Here is a 17,732-nt window from a genome sequence, read left to right on the forward strand (position 1 = left end):
GGCCGGTGTCGGTGGGGCGGGGAAGCATCGCCGCAGCCGGTGGAAAGTGAGGTCCGTCATGTGTCTGCACCAGCCGCAATGCCCGTCCGCCGACGCTTCCGACCATGAGGCGGCGCATGTGGTGGCGTCCCACGGCGAGCAGGGCTGGAGTCTGCTGTGCAACGGCGTCCTGCTCTTCGAGGACACCGGGGAGATCCTGCCCGACGGCCGGGTCGTCGGTCCGCGCCGTCCGACGGACCCGCCGCTCACCCCGGGATGAGCCTGCCGCGCCGCCCGATCAGGAACTTCTTGAAGGCCGCCACCGGCGCCGTGTCCGGGTGACCGCCGAGCCAGGCCACCCCGATCTCGCGCACCGCGCGCGGCGCCGTCACCGACAGCTCCACCACACCGGGGCGGGGGACCAGCGGCGGTGGCAGCAGCGCCACCCCCAGCCCGGCGGCGACCAGGCCGCGCAGGGTCTCGGTCTCCTCGCCCTCGAAGGCGACGCGCGGGGTGAACCCGGCCTCGGCGCAGAGCGCGTCGGCGATCCGGCGCAGCCCGTAGCCCGGTTCGAGGGTGACGAAGAGTTCACCGGCGGCCTCCGCGAGCCGGATCCTGCGCCGTCCCGCGAGCCGGTGGCCGTCGGGGACGACCAGCCGCAGCCGCTGCTCGTCCAGGCGCCGGGTGACCAGGTCGGGCGCGTCGGGAACGGGTGAGGTCAGGCAGAGGTCCAGCTGACCCGCGCGCAGCCCGGCCAGCATCGCCTCGCTGTAGTTCTGCACGAGCTGGAAGCGCACCCGCGGGTGGTCGGCGCGGAACTCCCGCAGCAGGGCCGGTACGGTCTCCGAGCCGAGGGTGTGCAGGAAGCCGAAGGCGACGAGCCCGGTCTCCGGGTCGGCTCCGGCGCGTGCCGACTCCGCCGACCGGTCCACCTCCGCCAGCGCGCGCTCCACGGAGCCGAGGAAGCCGCGCCCTGCGGGGGTCAGCGAGACGGTGCGCCCCTGGCGGGCGAAGAGCGTGACGCCCAGATCGGTCTCCAGCCGGACCATGGCCCGGCTGAGCGTCGACTGCGGCACGCCCAGCTCCCGCGCCGCCCGTGTCACGTGCTCGTGCCGCGCGACCGCCGCGAACTGCGCGAGCCGGGGCGCGAGGACGGCCGCCCAGGAGGCGCTGTCCAGCTCCGCGCGAATGTCGCCCGCGTCACGGGACGGCGGAACCGGCGTCGTTGACCTCGCCTCATGCACCATGGGAACGATTATGGCCAGTCCGTGCATTGGACGCATGAAACGGAGCCGTCCTAGCGTGTGGACATGCCTCCTGCCGATACAGGGGCGTCCGCCGTGGCACGGCCGGACGCCGCCTTCGCCGACGCGCTCCGCCCGGGCGGACCCGGCTACCGCCGCGCCAACGTGGCGCTGTTCGCCGCCGGACTCGCGACCTTCGCCCTGCTCTACTCGACACAGGCCCTGCTCCCCGCGCTCTCCGCAGGCCTCTCGCTCACCCCGGCGCAGGCCAGCCTCACCGTCTCGGCCACCACGGCCGCACTCGCGCTGGCCCTGCTGCCGGTGAGCGCGCTGAGCGAGAAGTACGGCCGCACCGCGGTGATGACGACCTCGGTCTTCAGCGCCTCGGCACTGGCCCTGGCCATCCCCTTCGCCCCGGACCTGACCACGCTCGTAGTCCTGCGCGCCGTCCAGGGCGTGGCCCTGGCAGGGCTGCCCGCGACGGCCATGGCGTACCTCGCCGAGGAGATCCACCCCAAGGCGGTCGCCTCCGCGATCGGCCTGTACGTGGCGGGCAACAGCATCGGCGGGATGAGCTCCCGGGTCCTGACCGGCGCCCTGGCCCAGGCCTTCGGCTGGCGCACCGCGCTGTTCGCCGCCGGCGCCATGGCGCTGCTGTGCGCCGTCGCCTTCCGCCTGCTGATCCCGCCCGCGCGCAACTTCCGTCCGGGGCCGGTCAATCCGGCGGCCCTGCTGCGCACCGTCGTGGGCCACCTGCGGACGCCGCTGCTGCGCCGCCTCTACGCGATCGGGCTGCTGTTCATGGCGGTCTTCGGCGCCGTCTACAACGTCCTGGGCTACCGGCTCGGCGAGGAGCCCTTCGGCCTCTCCCAGACCGCCATCGGCCTCGTCTTCCTGGTGTACCTGGTGGGTACCGCCGCCTCGGCGGCCTCGGGCGTGCTGCACGGACGCATAGGCCGGCGCGGCGCTCTGTACGTCGCCGCGGCCCTGGTGACCACCGGCCTGCTGCTGAGCCTCGCCGGCTCCCTCGCCGCCGTGCTCACCGGCCTGGTGCTGATCACCGCCGGCTTCTTCACCGGTCACGCGATCGCCTCGGGCGCCGTCAGCCGCACCGCCACCACCGGCCGCGCCCAGGCCTCCGCCCTCTATCTGACGGCGTACTACATCGGCAACAGCCTCGGCGGCACCCTGGGGGCGTCCGCCTTCCACTCGGCGGGATGGGACGGCACGGTCGTGCTCTGCCTCGCCGCGGTCGTGGGGGTCGCCGGGATCACCCTGCACGCCACCCGGCGCGCCCTCGCCGAGCACCGCGGACGGGCGGTCCGCACCGCGGGCTGAACCGCGATCCGCGGGCGCGACCGCGGAGGGGAAGGGAGCGGGGCCGGTGGACGTCCACCGGCCCCGCTCACTGTCCCGTCACCGGGGCCCGCCCACGGTCAGGCGATCCGGTCCAGCACGATCGGCCGGGGCGTGAACGCCGTGCCCGCCGGGGAGATCGCGACGCCGCCGGCGAGGGCCGCCAGGGCGTAGTCGAACTTCTCCGGGGTGTCGGTGTGCAGGGTCAGCAGGGGCTGCCCCTGCGTGACCGTCGCACCGGGCTTGGCGTGGATCTCGACGCCGGCGCCGGCCTGCACCGGGTCCTCCTTGCGGGCCCGGCCCGCGCCGAGGCGCCAGGCGGCGACGCCGACGGCGTAGGCGTCCAGCCCGGTGAGCACACCGGACTTCTCGGCGGTGACCACGTGCCGCTCGCGCGCGACGGGCAGCGCCGCGTCCGGGTCGCCGCCCTGGGCGGCGACCATGCGGCGCCACACGTCCATGGCGGAACCGTCGGCCAGCGCCTTGGCGGGGTCGGCGTCCTTCAGGCCGGCCGCGTCGAGCATCTCGCGGGCCAGCGCGAGGGTCAGCTCCACCACGTCGGCCGGGCCGCCGCCCGCCAGCACCTCGACGGACTCGCGGACCTCCAGGGCGTTGCCCGCGGTCAGGCCCAGTGGGGTGGCCATGTCGGTGAGCAGGGCGACGGTTCTGACGCCGTGGTCGGTGCCCAGGCCCACCATGGTGGAGGCCAGTTCGCGGGCCTGCTCCAGGTTCTTCATGAAGGCGCCGGAGCCGACCTTGACGTCGAGCACGAGCGAGCCCGTACCCTCCGCGATCTTCTTCGACATGATCGAGGAGGCGATCAGCGGGATCGCCTCGACGGTGCCCGTCACGTCGCGCAGCGCGTACAGCTTCTTGTCGGCCGGGGCGAGGCCGTCCCCCGCCGCGCAGATGACCGCGCCGGTGTCGCCCAGGACCCGCAGCATCTCCTCGTTGGACAGCAGCGCCCGCCACCCGGGGATGGACTCCAGCTTGTCCAGGGTGCCGCCGGTGTGGCCGAGGCCCCGGCCGGACAGCTGGGGCACGGCCGCGCCGCAGGCGGCCACGACGGGCGCGAGCGGCAGCGTGATCTTGTCGCCGACGCCGCCGGTGGAGTGCTTGTCGGCGGTGGGGCGCGGCAGCGAGGAGAAGTCCATCCGCTCGCCGCTGTTGATCATCGCCGCGGTCCAGCGGGCGATCTCCGCCCGGTCCATGCCGTTGAGCAGGATCGCCATGGCGAGCGCGGACATCTGCTCGTCGGCGACCTCACCCTTGGTGTAGGCGTCGATGACCCAGTCGATCTGCCCGTCGTCGAGGCGGCCGCCGTCGCGCTTGGTGCGGATGACGGAAATGGCGTCCATAGTTCACGTACCTTCTCAGCGGTTGGTCAGGTCGTCCGGGCCGAACGCGTCGGGCAGGACGTCCCGCATGGTGCGGATGCCGTCGGACATCTCGACCAGCAGATCGGGGCCGCCGTGCTCCCACAGCAGCTGGCGGCAGCGGCCGCAGGGCATCAGCTGGTCGCCGTTGCGGTCGACGCAGGTGAACGCGACGAGCCGGCCGCCTCCCGTCGCGTGCAGGAGCGAGACCAGCCCGCACTCGGCGCACAGGCCGAGACCGTAGCTGGCGTTCTCCACGTTGCACGCGGCGATGACACGGCCGTCGTCCACCAGGGCGGCGGCTCCCACCGGGAAGTGGGAGTAGGGCACATAGGCCCGGGACATGGCGTCCCGGGCCTGCGCCCGCAGGCCCTCCCAGTCGACCCCTTCGAGGTCGGCCGGGCCCGCGGAGCCGGTCACTTCCCCTGACCCTTTCGGTAGCGCATACCGTCAGCCTTGGGCATGCGCAGGCGTTGCGCCGACAGGGAGAGCACCAGCAGGGTGACGACGTACGGGGTCGCGCCCACGAACTCGGCCGGGACCTCGTCGGTGAGCAGGTACCAGACCAGCACCAGCGCGCCCACGGCCAGGCTGGTCACGCCCTGCCACAGGTTGCGCTTCCACAGCTTCCAGGCGCCGAGCAGCACCAGCAGGATCACCAGGAGCAGCAGCAGCGCGTGGACGGTCGGTCCGCCGTTGCGCAGCTGCAGCGCGTCGGAGTAGCCGAACAGGCCGGCGCCGGCGGCGAGACCGCCCACCCGCCAGTTGCCGAAGATCATCGCGGCGAGACCGATGTAGCCGCGGCCGCCGGTCTGGCCCTCCAGGTAGATGTGCGTGGGCACCATCGCCAGGAACGCGCCGCCGAGGCCGGCCAGGGCACCGGAGACGATCACGGCCACGTACTTGTACAGGTACACGTTGACGCCCAGCGACTCGGCGGCCACCGGGTTCTCGCCGGCCGACCGCAGCCGCAGGCCGAAGGCCGTGCGCCACAGCAGGAAGAAGCTGCCGACGAAGAGCACGACGGCGACGAGCGTCAGCGCCGAGACATCGGTGACGAGGCCGCCGACGACCCCGGCGAGGTCGGAGACGAAGAACCAGCCGTGCTTCTCGATGCCGGCCAGCCAGTCGGACAGCCCGGGGATGTCGAACGACGGCAGGGAGTCGATCGGCGGGGACTGCTTGGGGTTGCCGCCCTTGGTCGCCGCCTCGCCGCCCGTGAACCAGAGCTTGGCGAGGTACTGCGTCGCGCCGAGCGCCAGGATGTTGATCGCCACACCGGAGATGATGTGGTCCACGCCGAAGGTGACGGTGGCGACCGCGTGGACCAGGCCGCCGACCGCGCCGCCGACGACACCGGCGAGCACGCCGACCCAGGGGTTGGTCTGCCAGCCGGCCCAGGCACCGAAGAAGGTGCCGAGGATCATCATGCCCTCGAGGCCGATGTTGACCACGCCGGAGCGCTCGGACCACAGACCGGCCAGACCGGCCAGACCGATCGGCACGGCGAGCCCGAGGGCCGCGGTGATCTGGCCCTGCGCGGTGAGCTGGTCCTGGCCCGTGACGATCCGTACGACCGACACCAGCGCGAGGGCGCCGGCGACGATCAGCAGGATCATCGGGAAGGAGAGGCGGACCTTGCGGCCCTTGGTGCCGGCCGGCTTGGGAGCCGCGGGCGGCGGGGTGTGGGTCGTCGTGGCGGTCACGCCGTCACCTCCTTCTTGATGCCGGCCTGGGCGGCGAGCTGCTCCCCGACCTTCTGCTGCTGGCGCTTGAGGCCGTAGCGGCGGACGAGCTCGTAGGCGATGACGACGCTCAGGACGATGACGCCCTGCATCACGCCGACGATCTCCTTGTCGTAGCCGTCGAACTCCAGGCGGCCGGAGCCGCGCTCCAGGAAGCCCCACAGCAGCGCGGCCAGCGCGACGCCGATCGGGTTGTTGCGGCCGAGCAGCGCCACCGAGATGCCGGTGAAGCCGATGCCCGCCGGGAAGAGGTCGGCACCGTAGGCGTGGACGTCGTTCAGCAGCAGCGGCAGGCCGGTCAGGCCCGCCAGGGCGCCGGAGATCAGCATGCTGTAGAGCACCATGCGCTTGACGCTGACACCGCTGGCGGTGGCCGCGCTCTCGGACAGGCCGACGCTGCGCAGGTCGAAGCCGAAGCGGGTGCGGCCGAGGACGAACCAGTAGCCGACGCCGATGATCAGGGCGAGGACGACGAAGCCGTAGATCTGGCCGATGTCCTCGCCCATGTCGAAGTTGAACAGGTGGCCGGACGAGGGCAGCGGCGTGGTCGACACCGACGTCTGCGCCTTGTCGAGGTGGCCGAGCCGGCCCGCCTTGAGGAAGTAGCCGACGATCGACAGCGCGATCGCGTTCAGCATGATGGTCGCGATGACCTCGCTGACGCCGCGGCTGGTCTTCAGGACGCCCGCGATGCCGGCCCACATGCCGCCGACCACCATGGCCACCACGATGATCAGCGGGATCTGCAGGAAGCTCGGCAGGGTCACCGCCCCGCCGACCGCGGCGGCGAAGAAGGCGCCGAGCCGGTACTGGCCCTCGACGCCGATGTTGAACAGGTTCATGCGGAAGCCGACGGCGACCGCGATACCCGCGATGTAGTAGGTGGTCGCCTTGTTGATGATCTCGACCTGGCTGTCGCTCTTGAAGCCGTAGTCGATCATCGTGCTGAAGGCGCCGAACGGCTCCTTGCCGGTGGCCAGCAGCACGAGCGCGGTGATCACGAACGAGGCGACGATCGCCAGCACGGGCGCGGCGACCGCGAGGAGCAGCCGCTCCTTGTCGATCTTCTTCATCGGTCCTCTCCCCCGTGGGCGGCGTCGCCGTTCTCGTGCTCGAGATGACCGGCGGCGGCGCCCGTCATCGCGGAGCCCAGCTCCTCCGGGGTGATGGTGGCGGGGTCGGCGTCGGCGACCAGGCGGCCGCGGTACATGACGCGCAGGGTGTCGGACAGGCCGATCAGCTCGTCCAGGTCCGCGGAGATCAGCAGCACGGCCAGGCCTTCGCGCCGGGCCTCGCGGATCTGGTCCCAGATCTGGGCCTGGGCGCCGACGTCCACACCCCGGGTGGGGTGCGCGGCGATCAGCAGCCGCGGCTGGTGGCTCATCTCGCGGCCGACGATCAGCTTCTGCTGGTTGCCGCCGGACAGGGACGCGGCGGTGACCTCGATACCGGGGGTGCGGACGTCGTACTCGCGCACGATCCGCTCGGTGTCGCGGCGGGCCGCGGCCGGGTCCAGGAGGCCGCCCTTGCTGTTCGGGCGCTCCGTGACGTGGCCGAGGATGCGGTTCTCCCACAACGGGGCCTCCAGCAGCAGGGCGTGCCGGTGGCGGTCCTCGGGGATGTAGCCGATGCCGTCCTCGCGGCGCTTGCGCGTCGGGAGGTGGGTGATGTCGGTGCTGCCGAGGGTGATCCGGCCGGCGTCGGGCGGGAGGATGCCCATGATCGCCTCGACCAGTTCCGCCTGGCCGTTGCCCTCGACGCCCGCGATGCCCAGGACCTCGCCCTTGTGGATGGTCAGGGAGATCCGGTCCAGGACGACGCGCTCGATGCCCTCCAGGTCGGTCTCCGACAGGTGCAGGCCGTCGACGGTCAGCATCGGGACGTCGGTGACCGTGGACTCGCGGGTCTCCGGGGACGGCAGTTCGCTGCCCACCATCAGTTCCGCGAGCTGCTTGGGGGTCGTGGTCTTCGGGTCGGCCGAGCCGACCGTGGTGCCGCGCCGGATGACCGTGATCTCGTCCGCGACGGAGAGCACCTCGCCGAGCTTGTGCGAGATGAAGATGACGGTCAGGCCCTCGGCCTTCAGACCGCGCAGGTTGTCGAAGAGCGCGTCGACCTCCTGCGGGACCAGGACCGCCGTCGGCTCGTCGAGGATCAGCGTACGGGCGCCTCGGAAGAGGACCTTGAGGATCTCGACACGCTGACGGTCGGCGACACCGAGGTCTTCCACCAGGACGTCCGGCCGCACTCCGAGGCCGTAGGCGTCCGAGATCTCCTTGATCCTGGCACGGGCGCGACCGCCGATGCCGTGGAGCTTCTCGCTGCCGAGCACGACGTTCTCGAGGACCGTCAGGTTGTCGGCGAGCATGAAGTGCTGGTGCACCATGCCGATGCCGCGGGCGATGGCGTCACCCGGGTCGTGGAACGTGACGCGCTCGCCGTCGACGGTGATGGTGCCCTCGTCCGGCTTCTGCATGCCGTAGAGGATCTTCATCAGCGTCGACTTGCCGGCGCCGTTCTCACCCACGAGGGCGTGCACGGTGCCGCGGCGGACGGTGATGTCGATGTCGTGGTTGGCCACGACACCGGGAAATCGCTTCGTGATGCCGCGCAGCTCGACGGCATGCGGACTGAGGGGGCTAGGGGGACTGGGGGTGCTGGACGCGTTGATGACGCACTCTCCTCGCGGAAAAGAGCGGGGCGGGGCGGGTGTGGCGAACGTACCGCGAGGAGGGAACTCTATGCGCGTAGCGTTGCCAGATCCATAGTGGTGCGAGTCAGAACAGATACCACCGGGACCGAAATGGGCGGAACGCAGGCGCGAGGCCCGGCGGGGGAGAGCCTGGGCTATCCCCCACCGAGCCTCGCGACCGTGACTCAGAGGAGACCGGGCGTCACTTGACGGTCGTGTTGACCTTGATGTCGCCGCTCACGATCTTCTGCTTGGCCGCGTCCAGCTGCGACTTGATGTCGTCGATGAAGCCACCGCTGGTCGCCAGGCCGACGCCGTCCTTGGCGAGGTCGTAGCTCTGGGTGCCGGTCAGCGGGGCGCCGTTCTTCACGGACTTCACGGCGTCGTAGACCGCGACGTCCACGTTCTTCAGCGCGGAGGTCAGGATCGACTTCTGGTACTTGACCAGACCGGTCTGCGCGTACTGGTCGGAGTCGACACCGATCGCCCAGGCGCCGGTCTTGCCCGCGACGGCCTCGATCGCGCCGTTGCCGGAGGAGCCGGCCGCGGCGTAGACGACGTCGACGCCCTTGTCGAGCATGCCCTGCGCGGCCGCCTTGCCCTTGGCCGGGTCGGAGAAGCCGGACAGGTCGGAGCCGCTGGTCAGGTACTGGGTGGTGACCTTGACCTTCGGGTTGGTCTCGGTGACGCCCTGGCGGAAGCCCGCCTCGAACTTGTTGATCAGCGGGATGTCCACGCCACCGATGAAGCCGACCTTGTTGTCCTTGGTCTTCAGGGCGGCGGCGACACCGGCGAGGTAGGAGCTCTGCTCCTCGGTGAAGACGATGCTGTCGACGTTCTTGGCGTCCACGACGGAGTCGACGATCGCAAAGGTGGTCTTGGGGTACTTCGCGGCGGCGGCCTTGATGGAGTCGCCGTAGGCGAAGCCGACACCGATGACCGGGTTGTAGCCCGCGTCCGCCAGGTCCTCGAGGCGCTGCTCGCGGTCGGCCTCGGTGTCCGAGGTCTTCGCGGTGAGCTCCTTGACGTCGATCCCGAAGTCCGTCTTGGCCTTGTCCAGGCCCGCGGCGGCGGAGTCGTTGAAGGAGTGGTCGCCACGACCACCCACGTCGTAGGCGACACCGACCTTGAGCTTGCCGCTGCTCTTGTCGCTGTCGCTGCCGCTGTCCTTGGAACTGCTGCCGCAAGCGGTCGCGGTGAGCGCGAGGGCCGCGGAGGCTATGCCCGCGGCGGCGAACTTGGTTACCCGGCGCAAGAGGGTACCCCTTCACTAGAAGCGCCCCGTCCGGCGCTGGCTTAACCCGGAGCTTAACGCGCGTAGATGTCAGGTAAAGGGGGGTTGGCGGCCCGTTATCGGATCGACGCATTTCGGCCAGGTGACCCGGCCGTGACAGCCGGGTCACCCACCGTCATGCCAGCAGCGCAGCAGAGGTGAACAGCTCCACCCCGACCTTGATCGCTCCCTCGTCGACGTCGAAGTCACCTTGATGCAGATCACGCTTGGTCGTGTCCCCCACGGGACGCACCCCCAGCCGCGCAAGGGCGCCGGGCACCTGCTCCAGGTACCAGGAGAAGTCCTCGCCACCGAGGCTCTGCTCGGTGTCCTCCACGGTGTGCGCGCCGTAGCGGGCCGTCATGGCGTCGCGCAGCAGCTCCGTCGAGTCGTGCTCGTTGACCACCGGCGGGACGCCGCGGTGGTACGTCAGCTCCCACTTGGCGCGATACATGCCGGCGATCTGGTCGATCACCTCGTGCACCAGGTCCGGCGCCTCGTGCCAGGCGGTCAGGTCCAGGCAGCGGACCGTGCCCTCCAGTTCGGCGTGCTGCGGGATGACGTTGCAGGCGTGGCCGGCCTCGATACGGCCCCACACGATGCTCATCCCGGACCGCGGGTCGACCCGGCGGGCCAGCACGGCCGGCAGCTCGGTGGCCATCTTGGCGGTGGCCGTCACCAGGTCGGTGGTCAGGTGGGGGCGGGCGGTGTGGCCGCCCGCGCCGTCCAGGGAGAGCTCCAGGCGGTCCACCGCCGAGGTGATCGGCCCCTGCCGCAGCCCGATCCGGCCGACATCGACCTTGGGGTCGCAGTGCACGGCCAGGATGCGGCCGACGCCGTCCAGCGCGTTCGCCTTGATGGCGTCCAGCGCCCCGCCCGGCATGACCTCCTCGGCCGGCTGGAACACCAGCCGCACCGGCCGCCGCAGCTTGCCCTCGCGCAGCAGCTCCGCCAGCACCAGGCCGGCGCCCAGCACCACCGTGGTGTGCACGTCGTGTCCGCAGGCGTGCGCCCGGCCGGGGACCGTCGAACGGTAGTCGACCCGCTTGGTGTCCGGGATCGGCAGCGCGTCCAGATCGGCGCGCAGGGCCAGCCGGGGCCGCTCCGGGTCCGTGTCCCCGATGTCGCAGATCAGGCCCGTCCCGCCCGGCATCACTCGGGGCTTGAGACCGGCCTGCTCCAGGCGGGCCTTCACCGCGGCCGTCGTGCGGAACTCCTGGCGGCCCAGTTCGGGATGCATGTGCACATCCCGCCGGAACGCCACGAGCTCCGTCCGCAGGCGCTCGGGGAGCACACCCAGAAGGGCGTCGTCCGGCGCGGCGGGGACGGTGGGGGCCACTGACACAGGGGTTCCGGAGGGTTCGGAGGGTGAGTCGTTCACCTCCGACAGGCTAGACCGCATCTGCTCTCCCGATCGCTACATCGCCGTAAATTCATTCCGCGCGAGGAAGAAAAACTCCCCCGTCCGGCGCGTACCCGGCTCCGTACAGGGGTATCAACACGGTTTACCCCTCGCCACTCCATAGTGGCTCAACGATCGCCCCGTCGCGAGGCAACGCCCGGTGAGCGGCGTCACCCTGACCTGGGAGGCAGCCGCGCGGAGGCGGGCGGGGTCAGCGCGGTCCGAGCAGCCGTGAGTAGAGGTCCAGGAGCGGGGCGGACTGCGTCTGCCAGGACCATTCGCGCAGGGTGTCGCCACGGTCGTACGCCTTCCGGTAACGCCGCGGATTGGTCAGCACCGCGCCGACCGCGCGCACGAAGTCGGCCGTGTCCAGGGACCGGAACACCTCGCCGTTGCCGATCTCCAGCGTCGGGCGGGCCAGCACCCGGACGTCACTGACGACCACGGGCAGCCGGGCGTGGGCGTACTCGAAGTACCGGGCCGGCAGGGCCACCTGCTGCGCCGGCAGTCGGTGCACGGGCAGCACGCCGATGTCCGCGGAGGCCAGGAAGCCCGGGATCTCGGCGGGCGGGACAAAGGGCAGCACGTGCAGACGGCCCTCGACGCCGAGCTCCGCGGCGCGGTCGGTCAGGACGCGCACATAGGCGTCGCCGGGATCGGGCACGACCAGGGCGGCGTGCAGGTCGTACAGCTTGGGCAGCGCCTCGATGACCGTCAGCAGCCCGCGGGCCGGACCGACCGCGCCGCTGTGGACCAGGAGGGGGACCTCGGGGGCCAGATGGCAGCGGTCACGGACCCCGGACCGCGACGAGGAGGCCGAGGACGGCGGGGCGTTGCGCGCCACGGCCGGGCGGGCGGCGAGGCCGTGGCGCTCGCGCAGCCGGTCGGCGTAGGTCTCGGCGACGGTGACGACGCCGTCGACGAGCGGCACATAGGTGCGCTCGTGGGCGTCGCGGGCGACGGCGGCCCGGTGGCTGGGCTCGGTCTTGGCCGTGGTGTCCCAGACGACCTCGACACGGTGCCCGGTGCCCTCCGCGCGCAGCGCGGCGCGGACGGCGGTGCCCAGGGTGCGGTGCCCCAGGGCGTGGACCAGGTGCGGGCGCAGCTCGTCCAGGACCGGCCCGTAGGCGATCTCCAGGTCGAGCAGCAGCGGGTCGAGCCGGCGCCAGCAGCGCTTGCCGAGCAGCAGCCGCGCGGTGGTGGTGGCCAGCCGGTCCAGCAGCCCGTCGGGCGCCGCCCTGCGGCGGACGGCGGCGCGGTACTGCGCCGAGCGCAGGGCGGTCCAGGCCCGGCGCACCGCGTGCCGCACCCGCGCGCCGCCGTGGCCGAGCCGGGCGGCGGCCTTCACCGGTAAAGGGCGGTGGATCACGTCCAGCTCGGCCCGGCGGGAGGCCAGCAGGGCCGTGTGGGCGACCACGAGGGCGGTGCGGTACGCGCAGGACTCCGCGCTGCGGTACGCCAGTGCGCGCAGCAGGCCCGGACGGGGCCGTTGCAGGACCCTGCGCTGCAGGGTCTCCTGGACGGCGACACGGATCAGGCGCACGCCCTCGGGCGCGATACCGGCCCCGTCCTCCCGGCAGTCCTGGCAGCCGGGGCCCTCGGCTGCCCGGCCGATGATCGTGACCTCGTACCCCGCCCCGGCGGCGGCCGCCGCCACACGATGCGCCCGTGAGTCGCGCTCCAGCGCACTGTCCGCGAGAACCACGACGCGCCGGGCGGGCCTCGGTGCCGTTGCCATGGACCAAGGCAACCTGGTTCGGGTGACTGATCGGTTACGTACGGCTTGCGCGGAGCGGAACGCCCCCGGCAGCCGCAACGCGCTCCCTCGTGCGCCCCTCACGCCTCCAAGCGCCCCGGCGCGCCTGGTTTTCACACATCCCCCACCTTTTCGGGACTTGTGCGGACGCCCACACTGGTGGGAACAGGGGAAATGGGGTGGGGCGTGTGACATCGCGATACCCGGGTGCCGGGAGCCCGGGGGACACGGCCGGGACCGGCATCGGGAACGGTGCCGACGACGGCGCCGAGGCCGGTGTGGAGGACGGCGTCCGGGAGGGCTCCGGCGCCCGCGCCGCACGGGCCGCCGCGAAGCCGCCGCCCCCTCGCCCGGCGGCCGCGCCGCCGATCCCGCACCAGCGGGGAGGCGGCGCCGGCGAGGAGGACTGGAGCGCGTCCACCCGCTACATGTGCGCGGGCGCCCGGCTCGACGAAGGCTTCGCCCGCCGGGTGGTGCACGAACTGCGGCACGAGCGCTACCGGGCCTGCGCCCCCTCCTACGGCGTCGACCTCGACCGGGTGGGCACGCATGCCGAACAGACCCTGGGGGACCTGCGCAAACGCGACCTGGTGGTCGGCGGCGCCTTCCTGGCGTCGCTGCTGCTGGCCCCGGTGGCCACCGTCGTGTACTGGTTCGCCACCGCCTTCCTGCCCGGCGGCGCCCCGCAGGGCTCCGCCGCACCCCGGTGGGCGCGCGGCCGGGAGCGGCCCCGCGACCCGGCCGTCCTGGCCGTGCTGCGGGCGCTGGCCGTACAGGTCCTCGTGCTGCTCGCCGCGAGCTGGCTGACCCCGCTGGTGCCGGTGTGGCTCAACGACGTCCCGGTGGCCACCTTCCTGCTGACGCTCGTCCTGCTGGTCGTCTGCCCCTGGGTGTTCACCTGGGAGCAGCGCGGCCGGGCGTGGAGGGCGGTCCGCGAGCAGCTCACCCGGGAGGCGTTCGGCTCGGCCGCCGACGGCCCGCCCGTGGACCGGGACGCGACCGGGCTGCCGCAGTCCTCGGTCGGCGGCGACGCCAACCTCGTCGTCTACAGCGGCTACCGCCCCTTCGTCGGCGCGGGCGACGAGGTCACCTCCTGGTCGTTCGCCATGCGGCTGACCCCCGAGGGGCACGAGCCCGGCACGGGCGCCGAGCCGCCCCCGGTGCCCTTCGACACCGCCGGCCTGGTCCGGCGGATGGCGGACGACCTGGACGCGCTGCGCGCGGGCGCGGTCTCGCCCATGGACCGCGTCCCGGGACTGGAGGTCACCGAGAAGGTCTTCGTCCACGGCACCGAGCTGCGGCAGAACACCCTGTTCGGCGAGGCCGTGTTCTGGCCCGGCGCCGCCGGGCACTGGCCGCCCGAGGGAAGGCCCGCCGACCAGCTGTCCTCGGAGCGCATCGCCGCCGCCCGGGGCAACATCGACGGGCCGGTGCGGCACTGCCTGTGTGCCCAGGTGCGCAGCTGGGGCACGGACCTGGTGCTGTCGGTGTTCGTCCAGGTCGCCGTGAGCGCGGCGACCCTGTACCTGCAGGCGAACACCCTGGTGCTCACGCCCGTCAAGCAGGAGTACCGGGTGGCCGACTCGGTCGCGCGCCCGGAGGACCCGCAGGACGGCGGGAGCACCGCCCCGGGCCTCGCCGACGCACTGCTGCACAGCCGCTCGGTACTCCAGTCCGCGCCGGCCGCCGCCTTCTCCGAACTGCGCGCCCCGGCCCGGCGGCAGCGAGCGCTGCAGGAACAGCGCGCCGCCATGACCGACGACCGGCGCTACGACTTCGGGGCCCGGCTCAGCCTCCGCGAGCTCGCCTCCTCGCACGCCTTCCGGGACTTCTTCCAGCGGGTGGACGTCAACCGCATCGGCAAGCAGATCGAGTTGCAGGTCCTGGGCACCGTCGCCGAGTTCCTCGCCGAGCACGGCCTGGACCTCGGTGATCTGACGCGGCACCGCAACGTCATCCTCAACCAGGGGATCATGATGACCGGGGGCTCCATGAGCGGCAGCATCGCCGCCGGGGCCGGCGCGGCGGCCCTGTCCACCGCCCCCGCGCCGCAGTCGGCCGCCGACCCCGGCGAGGGGGGTGGCGCGCGATGACGGGGACCGGCGAACCGGGGACCAACCACGGCATCGTCATCGGCGGGCACGCCCGGGTCGCCGACTCGGCACTGGCCGCCGGGGCGGGCGCCGTCGCCCACCGCACCGCGGACGGGTCCTCCACCGCCGACGGCGCGCTCGCCGCCCTCGACGAACTGCGGCGCCGGCTGGAGGCGTTGGAGGACACCGAGGCTGCGCGCGCGGAGGCCGGGGCACTGGCCCGGGAACTGGCCGCCGGGCAGGCCGACGGCGAGCGCGTCGAGCGGCGTCTCGCCCGGCTCCGGGCGCTCATCGGCGACGCCACCGCGCTCACGGGCCTCGTCACCGCGGTGCACGCGAGTGTGCGGGCGGTCACGGGTGGCTGAGCACCGCCGCCGCACGGCGGCGCTCGCCCTGCTGCTCGGGTGTGCGAGCGCGCTCGCGGCCTGTTCGCCGGCCGGGCACTCCGCCGCGGACAAGGGCGGCGACGGTCCGCGGACGACGGCCGTGTTCACCCCGCGCCGGCCGTTGGGCGAGGAGCGGTTGCGGCAGACCGCCGACCTGATGCGCCGGCGCGCCGAGGGGTTCGGTCTCCGGGACGTGGAGGTGCGCGCGGCCGGCGGGAAGGTCACCGTCTCCGCGCGGGGCGCCGCCTCGCAGCAGCTCGCCGCCGAGCAGCTCGCCTCGCTCGGCAGGCCGGCGGTGCTGGTGCTCCGGCCGGTGGTCGCGGTCGCGCCGGCCGCCGACGAGGGGCCCTCCGCTCCGGCGGGGGCCGGGGCCGCGGAGTTCCGGGCGCTCGACTGCTCGGTGGCAGCGGGCCGCACGGATCACCAACGGGGCGACGGGGAGCGGGCCGTGGCGTGCGCCACAGACGTCGCGGACGGGGTCCGGTCGAAGTACCTGCTCGACCCGGTCGCGCTCAACGGCACCGAGATCAGCAGCGCCGAGGCGGTCTTCGACCGGCAGGACGGCACCGGGTGGCAGATCCAGCTGCGGTTGACCGCCGCCGGCGCGAGGACCTTCCAGGACGTCACCGGCCGGCTGGCCGGACGGACGAGCCCGACCAACCAGTTCGCCATGGTGCTGGACGGCGCGGTACTGTCCGCCCCCGCGGTGAACCAGGCCATCCCCGGCGGGACCGCCGTCATCACCGGCAACTTCACCCGCGCGTCGGCGGGCCTGCTGGCCGCGCAGATCAGCGGCGGCTCGTTGCCGACACCGATGGACGTGTCGTCCATGACGCGCTGAGGCGCCTCGTGGACGGCACGTCCGCGGTGTCCGGGGCACCGCCACGCGTTCCGCGGTCAGGTCCCGCGCCGGGGCGGGACGCTCGGTGTCCGGGGTGGTCTCCGTGGCGGCCGGGCCCGGTCGCGGGACATACCCGTACCGGTCGGTTGTCACGACCCCGTACGCGTGCGTCGTCTCCGGCGTGCCCTGCACGTCCCAGCGGCTGCCCGATGGCCTCCGTGCGGGCGGCCAAGCGGGCGTCGCCGGCCGCGGTGCCGGTCCGGACGATCCTGTCGTCCGCCCTCGGTGGTGGAGCAGTCCTCCTGGCCGCCGGGGTGACACCGGGCCGCGCCGTCATCCAGCGCCTGCCCTCGGTCGTCCCCCTGCGGACACCCGCGGCGGCCGGCGCCCCGCGGATCCCTCGGTCGACGCGGGAGGCGGGTCTTCCCGGTGACTTTCGCCACCGGGGAGACCCGCTTGCCTCGGGTCAGGGTGCGAGGGCCGCGGTCTGCCCGGAGACCACCGACGCCAGCCCGTGCAGATCGCGGGCGGTGCCCGTGATGCCGGACAGGAAGCTCTCCGCCCGGGGTGAGGCGGAGTCGGTCAGCCACTCGGGGTCGACGTCGCAGACCGTGATCTTGACGCCGGTGCCCTCCAGCGCGAGCGGGAGGGTGTGCACGACCGTGGAGGGGAAGCTCAGGATCGTGTGGCCGATCGGACCCCGCCGGGCGACCAGTTCCAGGGGCAGGTCGGGCCGCACGATCTGCAGACCGGTCTCGACGGAGAGCCGGTGCAGCTTCTCGACGCTCTCACGACGGTGTGCGAAGTAGCGGGTGGCACCGTGGCCACTGGCCAGGATGCCGACCGCGGTCATGTACCGCTCCAGGTCGACGACGCCGGTCTCCACCAGGGAGGTGCCGACGATGTCGGTGCCGGCGCTGATGGTCGGCGGACCGAAGCGGGCCCGCGTCCAGGCGAACCGGTTGGCGCGCAGCGCCATGCCGGGCGGCGGAGTGGCGGGCATCGAACTGAACAGCTCGACCCGCCGTCCGCGACCCGGGGTGAGGCGCCGCCGGGCGGCCGAGGCGAAGACGCCGAAGGCGGCGTCCGCCGGGGAGCCCCGCCGGCCGCTGCGGTGCCACCGGACCAGCCGGGCGCCCTTGGTCAGCAGCTCGGTGAACTCCATGGTCGCCGTGCCGTCGTCCACAACGATGATCTCCCGCGCCCGGGTGAGCGGCAGGAGGACCTGCACCAGCCGGGAGAAGGGGTCACCGAGTACCACCCGGCCCGCGGAGCGCAGGGCCGGGGTGAGCTCGGCCGCGGTGCGCAGCAGGGAGCCCCGTGAGGAGCGTGCCTCGCACCAGCGGACCACGATGCCCTCGTCCATCGCCAGCTCCGCCATGCGGCGCAGTTGCCCGCGCGTCATGGGGTCGCGCGGGACGAGTGCCACCACGGTGAGCGGTCGGCCGGGTGCCACCGGGCCCGGGGCGGCCGAAGCCGCCCCGGGTCGCGGTGTGGGCACCGCGGGCGGGTGAACATGCGCCCACTCCAGCACGTTGAGCAGCTGAACGGGGCTCTCTACGAGTGCCAGAGTGCCGCTGTCGCCCATG

Annotated in this window: 15 protein-coding genes; 5 read left to right on the forward strand and 10 right to left on the reverse strand. The window is 73.0% G+C overall.

Annotation, left to right across the window (positions count from 1 at the left end; all coding sequences use genetic code 11):
• Nucleotides 1–58: 58 nt before the first annotated feature.
• Nucleotides 59–259, forward strand: a complete 201-nt coding sequence (locus tag ACIP98_RS26445; RefSeq protein WP_319658655.1) for a DUF5999 family protein — start codon at nucleotides 59–61, stop codon at nucleotides 257–259.
• On the opposite strand, the gene ACIP98_RS26450 is transcribed toward ACIP98_RS26445, so the two are convergent.
• Entirely contained in the window at nucleotides 246–1,226 is a 981-nt protein-coding gene (locus ACIP98_RS26450) for a LysR family transcriptional regulator (RefSeq protein ID WP_401978250.1), read from the reverse strand. The genes ACIP98_RS26445 and ACIP98_RS26450 overlap by 14 nt on opposite strands.
• A 63-nt stretch (nucleotides 1,227–1,289) precedes the next feature.
• Between ACIP98_RS26450 and ACIP98_RS26455 the strand changes: the two genes are divergently transcribed.
• Nucleotides 1,290–2,561 (forward strand): MFS transporter, encoded by a 1,272-nt coding sequence (locus ACIP98_RS26455; RefSeq protein ID WP_319658652.1) that lies wholly within the window; start codon nucleotides 1,290–1,292, stop codon nucleotides 2,559–2,561.
• A 98-nt stretch (nucleotides 2,562–2,659) separates the two neighbouring features.
• On the opposite strand, the gene ACIP98_RS26460 is transcribed toward ACIP98_RS26455, so the two are convergent.
• The 8 genes from ACIP98_RS26460 to ACIP98_RS26495 all read right to left on the reverse strand — a co-directional run bounded on the left by ACIP98_RS26460 (nucleotide 2,660) and on the right by ACIP98_RS26495 (nucleotide 12,805).
• Nucleotides 2,660–3,937 (reverse strand): thymidine phosphorylase, encoded by a 1,278-nt coding sequence (locus tag ACIP98_RS26460; protein ID WP_319658651.1) that lies wholly within the window; start codon nucleotides 3,935–3,937, stop codon nucleotides 2,660–2,662.
• A gap of 15 nt (nucleotides 3,938–3,952) precedes the next feature.
• Nucleotides 3,953–4,375, reverse strand: a complete 423-nt coding sequence (locus tag ACIP98_RS26465) for a cytidine deaminase (protein ID WP_319658650.1) — start codon at nucleotides 4,373–4,375, stop codon at nucleotides 3,953–3,955.
• Nucleotides 4,372–5,661, reverse strand: coding sequence for an ABC transporter permease (locus tag ACIP98_RS26470; RefSeq protein WP_401978253.1), 1,290 nt, complete (start codon nucleotides 5,659–5,661; stop codon nucleotides 4,372–4,374). The genes ACIP98_RS26465 and ACIP98_RS26470 overlap by 4 nt, the downstream gene beginning before the upstream one ends.
• Nucleotides 5,658–6,773 carry an ABC transporter permease gene (locus ACIP98_RS26475; RefSeq protein ID WP_401978255.1) on the reverse strand — a complete coding sequence of 372 codons (1,116 nt, stop codon included), beginning with the start codon at nucleotides 6,771–6,773 and terminating at the stop codon, nucleotides 5,658–5,660. The genes ACIP98_RS26470 and ACIP98_RS26475 overlap by 4 nt, the downstream gene beginning before the upstream one ends.
• Entirely contained in the window at nucleotides 6,770–8,371 is a 1,602-nt protein-coding gene (locus ACIP98_RS26480) for an ABC transporter ATP-binding protein (protein ID WP_319658818.1), read from the reverse strand. Before ACIP98_RS26480 ends, ACIP98_RS26475 begins: the two co-directional genes overlap by 4 nt.
• A gap of 223 nt (nucleotides 8,372–8,594) precedes the next feature.
• Nucleotides 8,595–9,647, reverse strand: a complete 1,053-nt coding sequence (locus ACIP98_RS26485; protein ID WP_319658647.1) for a BMP family ABC transporter substrate-binding protein — start codon at nucleotides 9,645–9,647, stop codon at nucleotides 8,595–8,597.
• 154 nt (nucleotides 9,648–9,801) lie between these two features.
• The gene (locus ACIP98_RS26490) at nucleotides 9,802–11,004 is read right to left on the reverse strand and encodes an amidohydrolase (RefSeq protein ID WP_319658817.1); all 1,203 of its coding nucleotides are present in this window, start codon (nucleotides 11,002–11,004) and stop codon (nucleotides 9,802–9,804) included.
• Between the two features lie 274 nt (nucleotides 11,005–11,278).
• The gene (locus ACIP98_RS26495) at nucleotides 11,279–12,805 is read right to left on the reverse strand and encodes a glycosyltransferase (protein WP_401978257.1); all 1,527 of its coding nucleotides are present in this window, start codon (nucleotides 12,803–12,805) and stop codon (nucleotides 11,279–11,281) included.
• Nucleotides 12,806–13,011: 206 nt separating this feature from the next.
• Between ACIP98_RS26495 and ACIP98_RS26500 the strand changes: the two genes are divergently transcribed.
• Genes ACIP98_RS26500 through ACIP98_RS26510 form a run of 3 tightly spaced genes read left to right on the forward strand, consistent with a single transcriptional unit; the run spans nucleotide 13,012 to nucleotide 16,143 of the window.
• Nucleotides 13,012–14,916, forward strand: a complete 1,905-nt coding sequence (locus ACIP98_RS26500; protein WP_401978260.1) for a hypothetical protein — start codon at nucleotides 13,012–13,014, stop codon at nucleotides 14,914–14,916.
• The gene (locus ACIP98_RS26505) at nucleotides 14,913–15,281 is read left to right on the forward strand and encodes a hypothetical protein (protein ID WP_319658644.1); all 369 of its coding nucleotides are present in this window, start codon (nucleotides 14,913–14,915) and stop codon (nucleotides 15,279–15,281) included. Before ACIP98_RS26500 ends, ACIP98_RS26505 begins: the two co-directional genes overlap by 4 nt.
• Complete coding sequence (locus ACIP98_RS26510; protein WP_401978263.1) at nucleotides 15,274–16,143, forward strand: SecDF P1 head subdomain-containing protein; 870 nt, start codon at nucleotides 15,274–15,276, stop codon at nucleotides 16,141–16,143. Before ACIP98_RS26505 ends, ACIP98_RS26510 begins: the two co-directional genes overlap by 8 nt.
• Before the next feature lie 466 nt (nucleotides 16,144–16,609).
• Here the strand turns inward: ACIP98_RS26510 and ACIP98_RS26515 are convergent, their stop codons facing one another.
• Entirely contained in the window at nucleotides 16,610–17,731 is a 1,122-nt protein-coding gene (locus ACIP98_RS26515; RefSeq protein ID WP_401978264.1) for a hypothetical protein, read from the reverse strand.
• Between the last annotated feature and the right edge of the window lies 1 nt (nucleotide 17,732).

It is taken from the genome of Streptomyces sp. NPDC088354 (genome assembly GCF_044753585.1).
Lineage (GTDB): Bacteria > Actinomycetota > Actinomycetes > Streptomycetales > Streptomycetaceae > Actinacidiphila.

What these genes read in the sequence shown, in the direction of transcription:
- ACIP98_RS26445 (WP_319658655.1), top strand. Translation starts at nt 59, where the DNA reads ATGTGTCTGCACCAGCCGCAATGCCCGTCCGCCGACGCTTCCGACCAT.
- ACIP98_RS26450 (WP_401978250.1), bottom strand. Translation starts at nt 1,226, where the DNA reads ATGGTGCATGAGGCGAGGTCAACGACGCCGGTTCCGCCGTCCCGTGAC.
- ACIP98_RS26455 (WP_319658652.1), top strand. Translation starts at nt 1,290, where the DNA reads ATGCCTCCTGCCGATACAGGGGCGTCCGCCGTGGCACGGCCGGACGCC.
- ACIP98_RS26460 (WP_319658651.1), bottom strand. Translation starts at nt 3,937, where the DNA reads ATGGACGCCATTTCCGTCATCCGCACCAAGCGCGACGGCGGCCGCCTC.
- ACIP98_RS26475 (WP_401978255.1), bottom strand. Translation starts at nt 6,773, where the DNA reads ATGAAGAAGATCGACAAGGAGCGGCTGCTCCTCGCGGTCGCCGCGCCC.
- ACIP98_RS26495 (WP_401978257.1), bottom strand. Translation starts at nt 12,805, where the DNA reads ATGGCAACGGCACCGAGGCCCGCCCGGCGCGTCGTGGTTCTCGCGGAC.
- ACIP98_RS26505 (WP_319658644.1), top strand. Translation starts at nt 14,913, where the DNA reads ATGACGGGGACCGGCGAACCGGGGACCAACCACGGCATCGTCATCGGC.
- ACIP98_RS26515 (WP_401978264.1), bottom strand. Translation starts at nt 17,731, where the DNA reads ATGGGCGACAGCGGCACTCTGGCACTCGTAGAGAGCCCCGTTCAGCTG.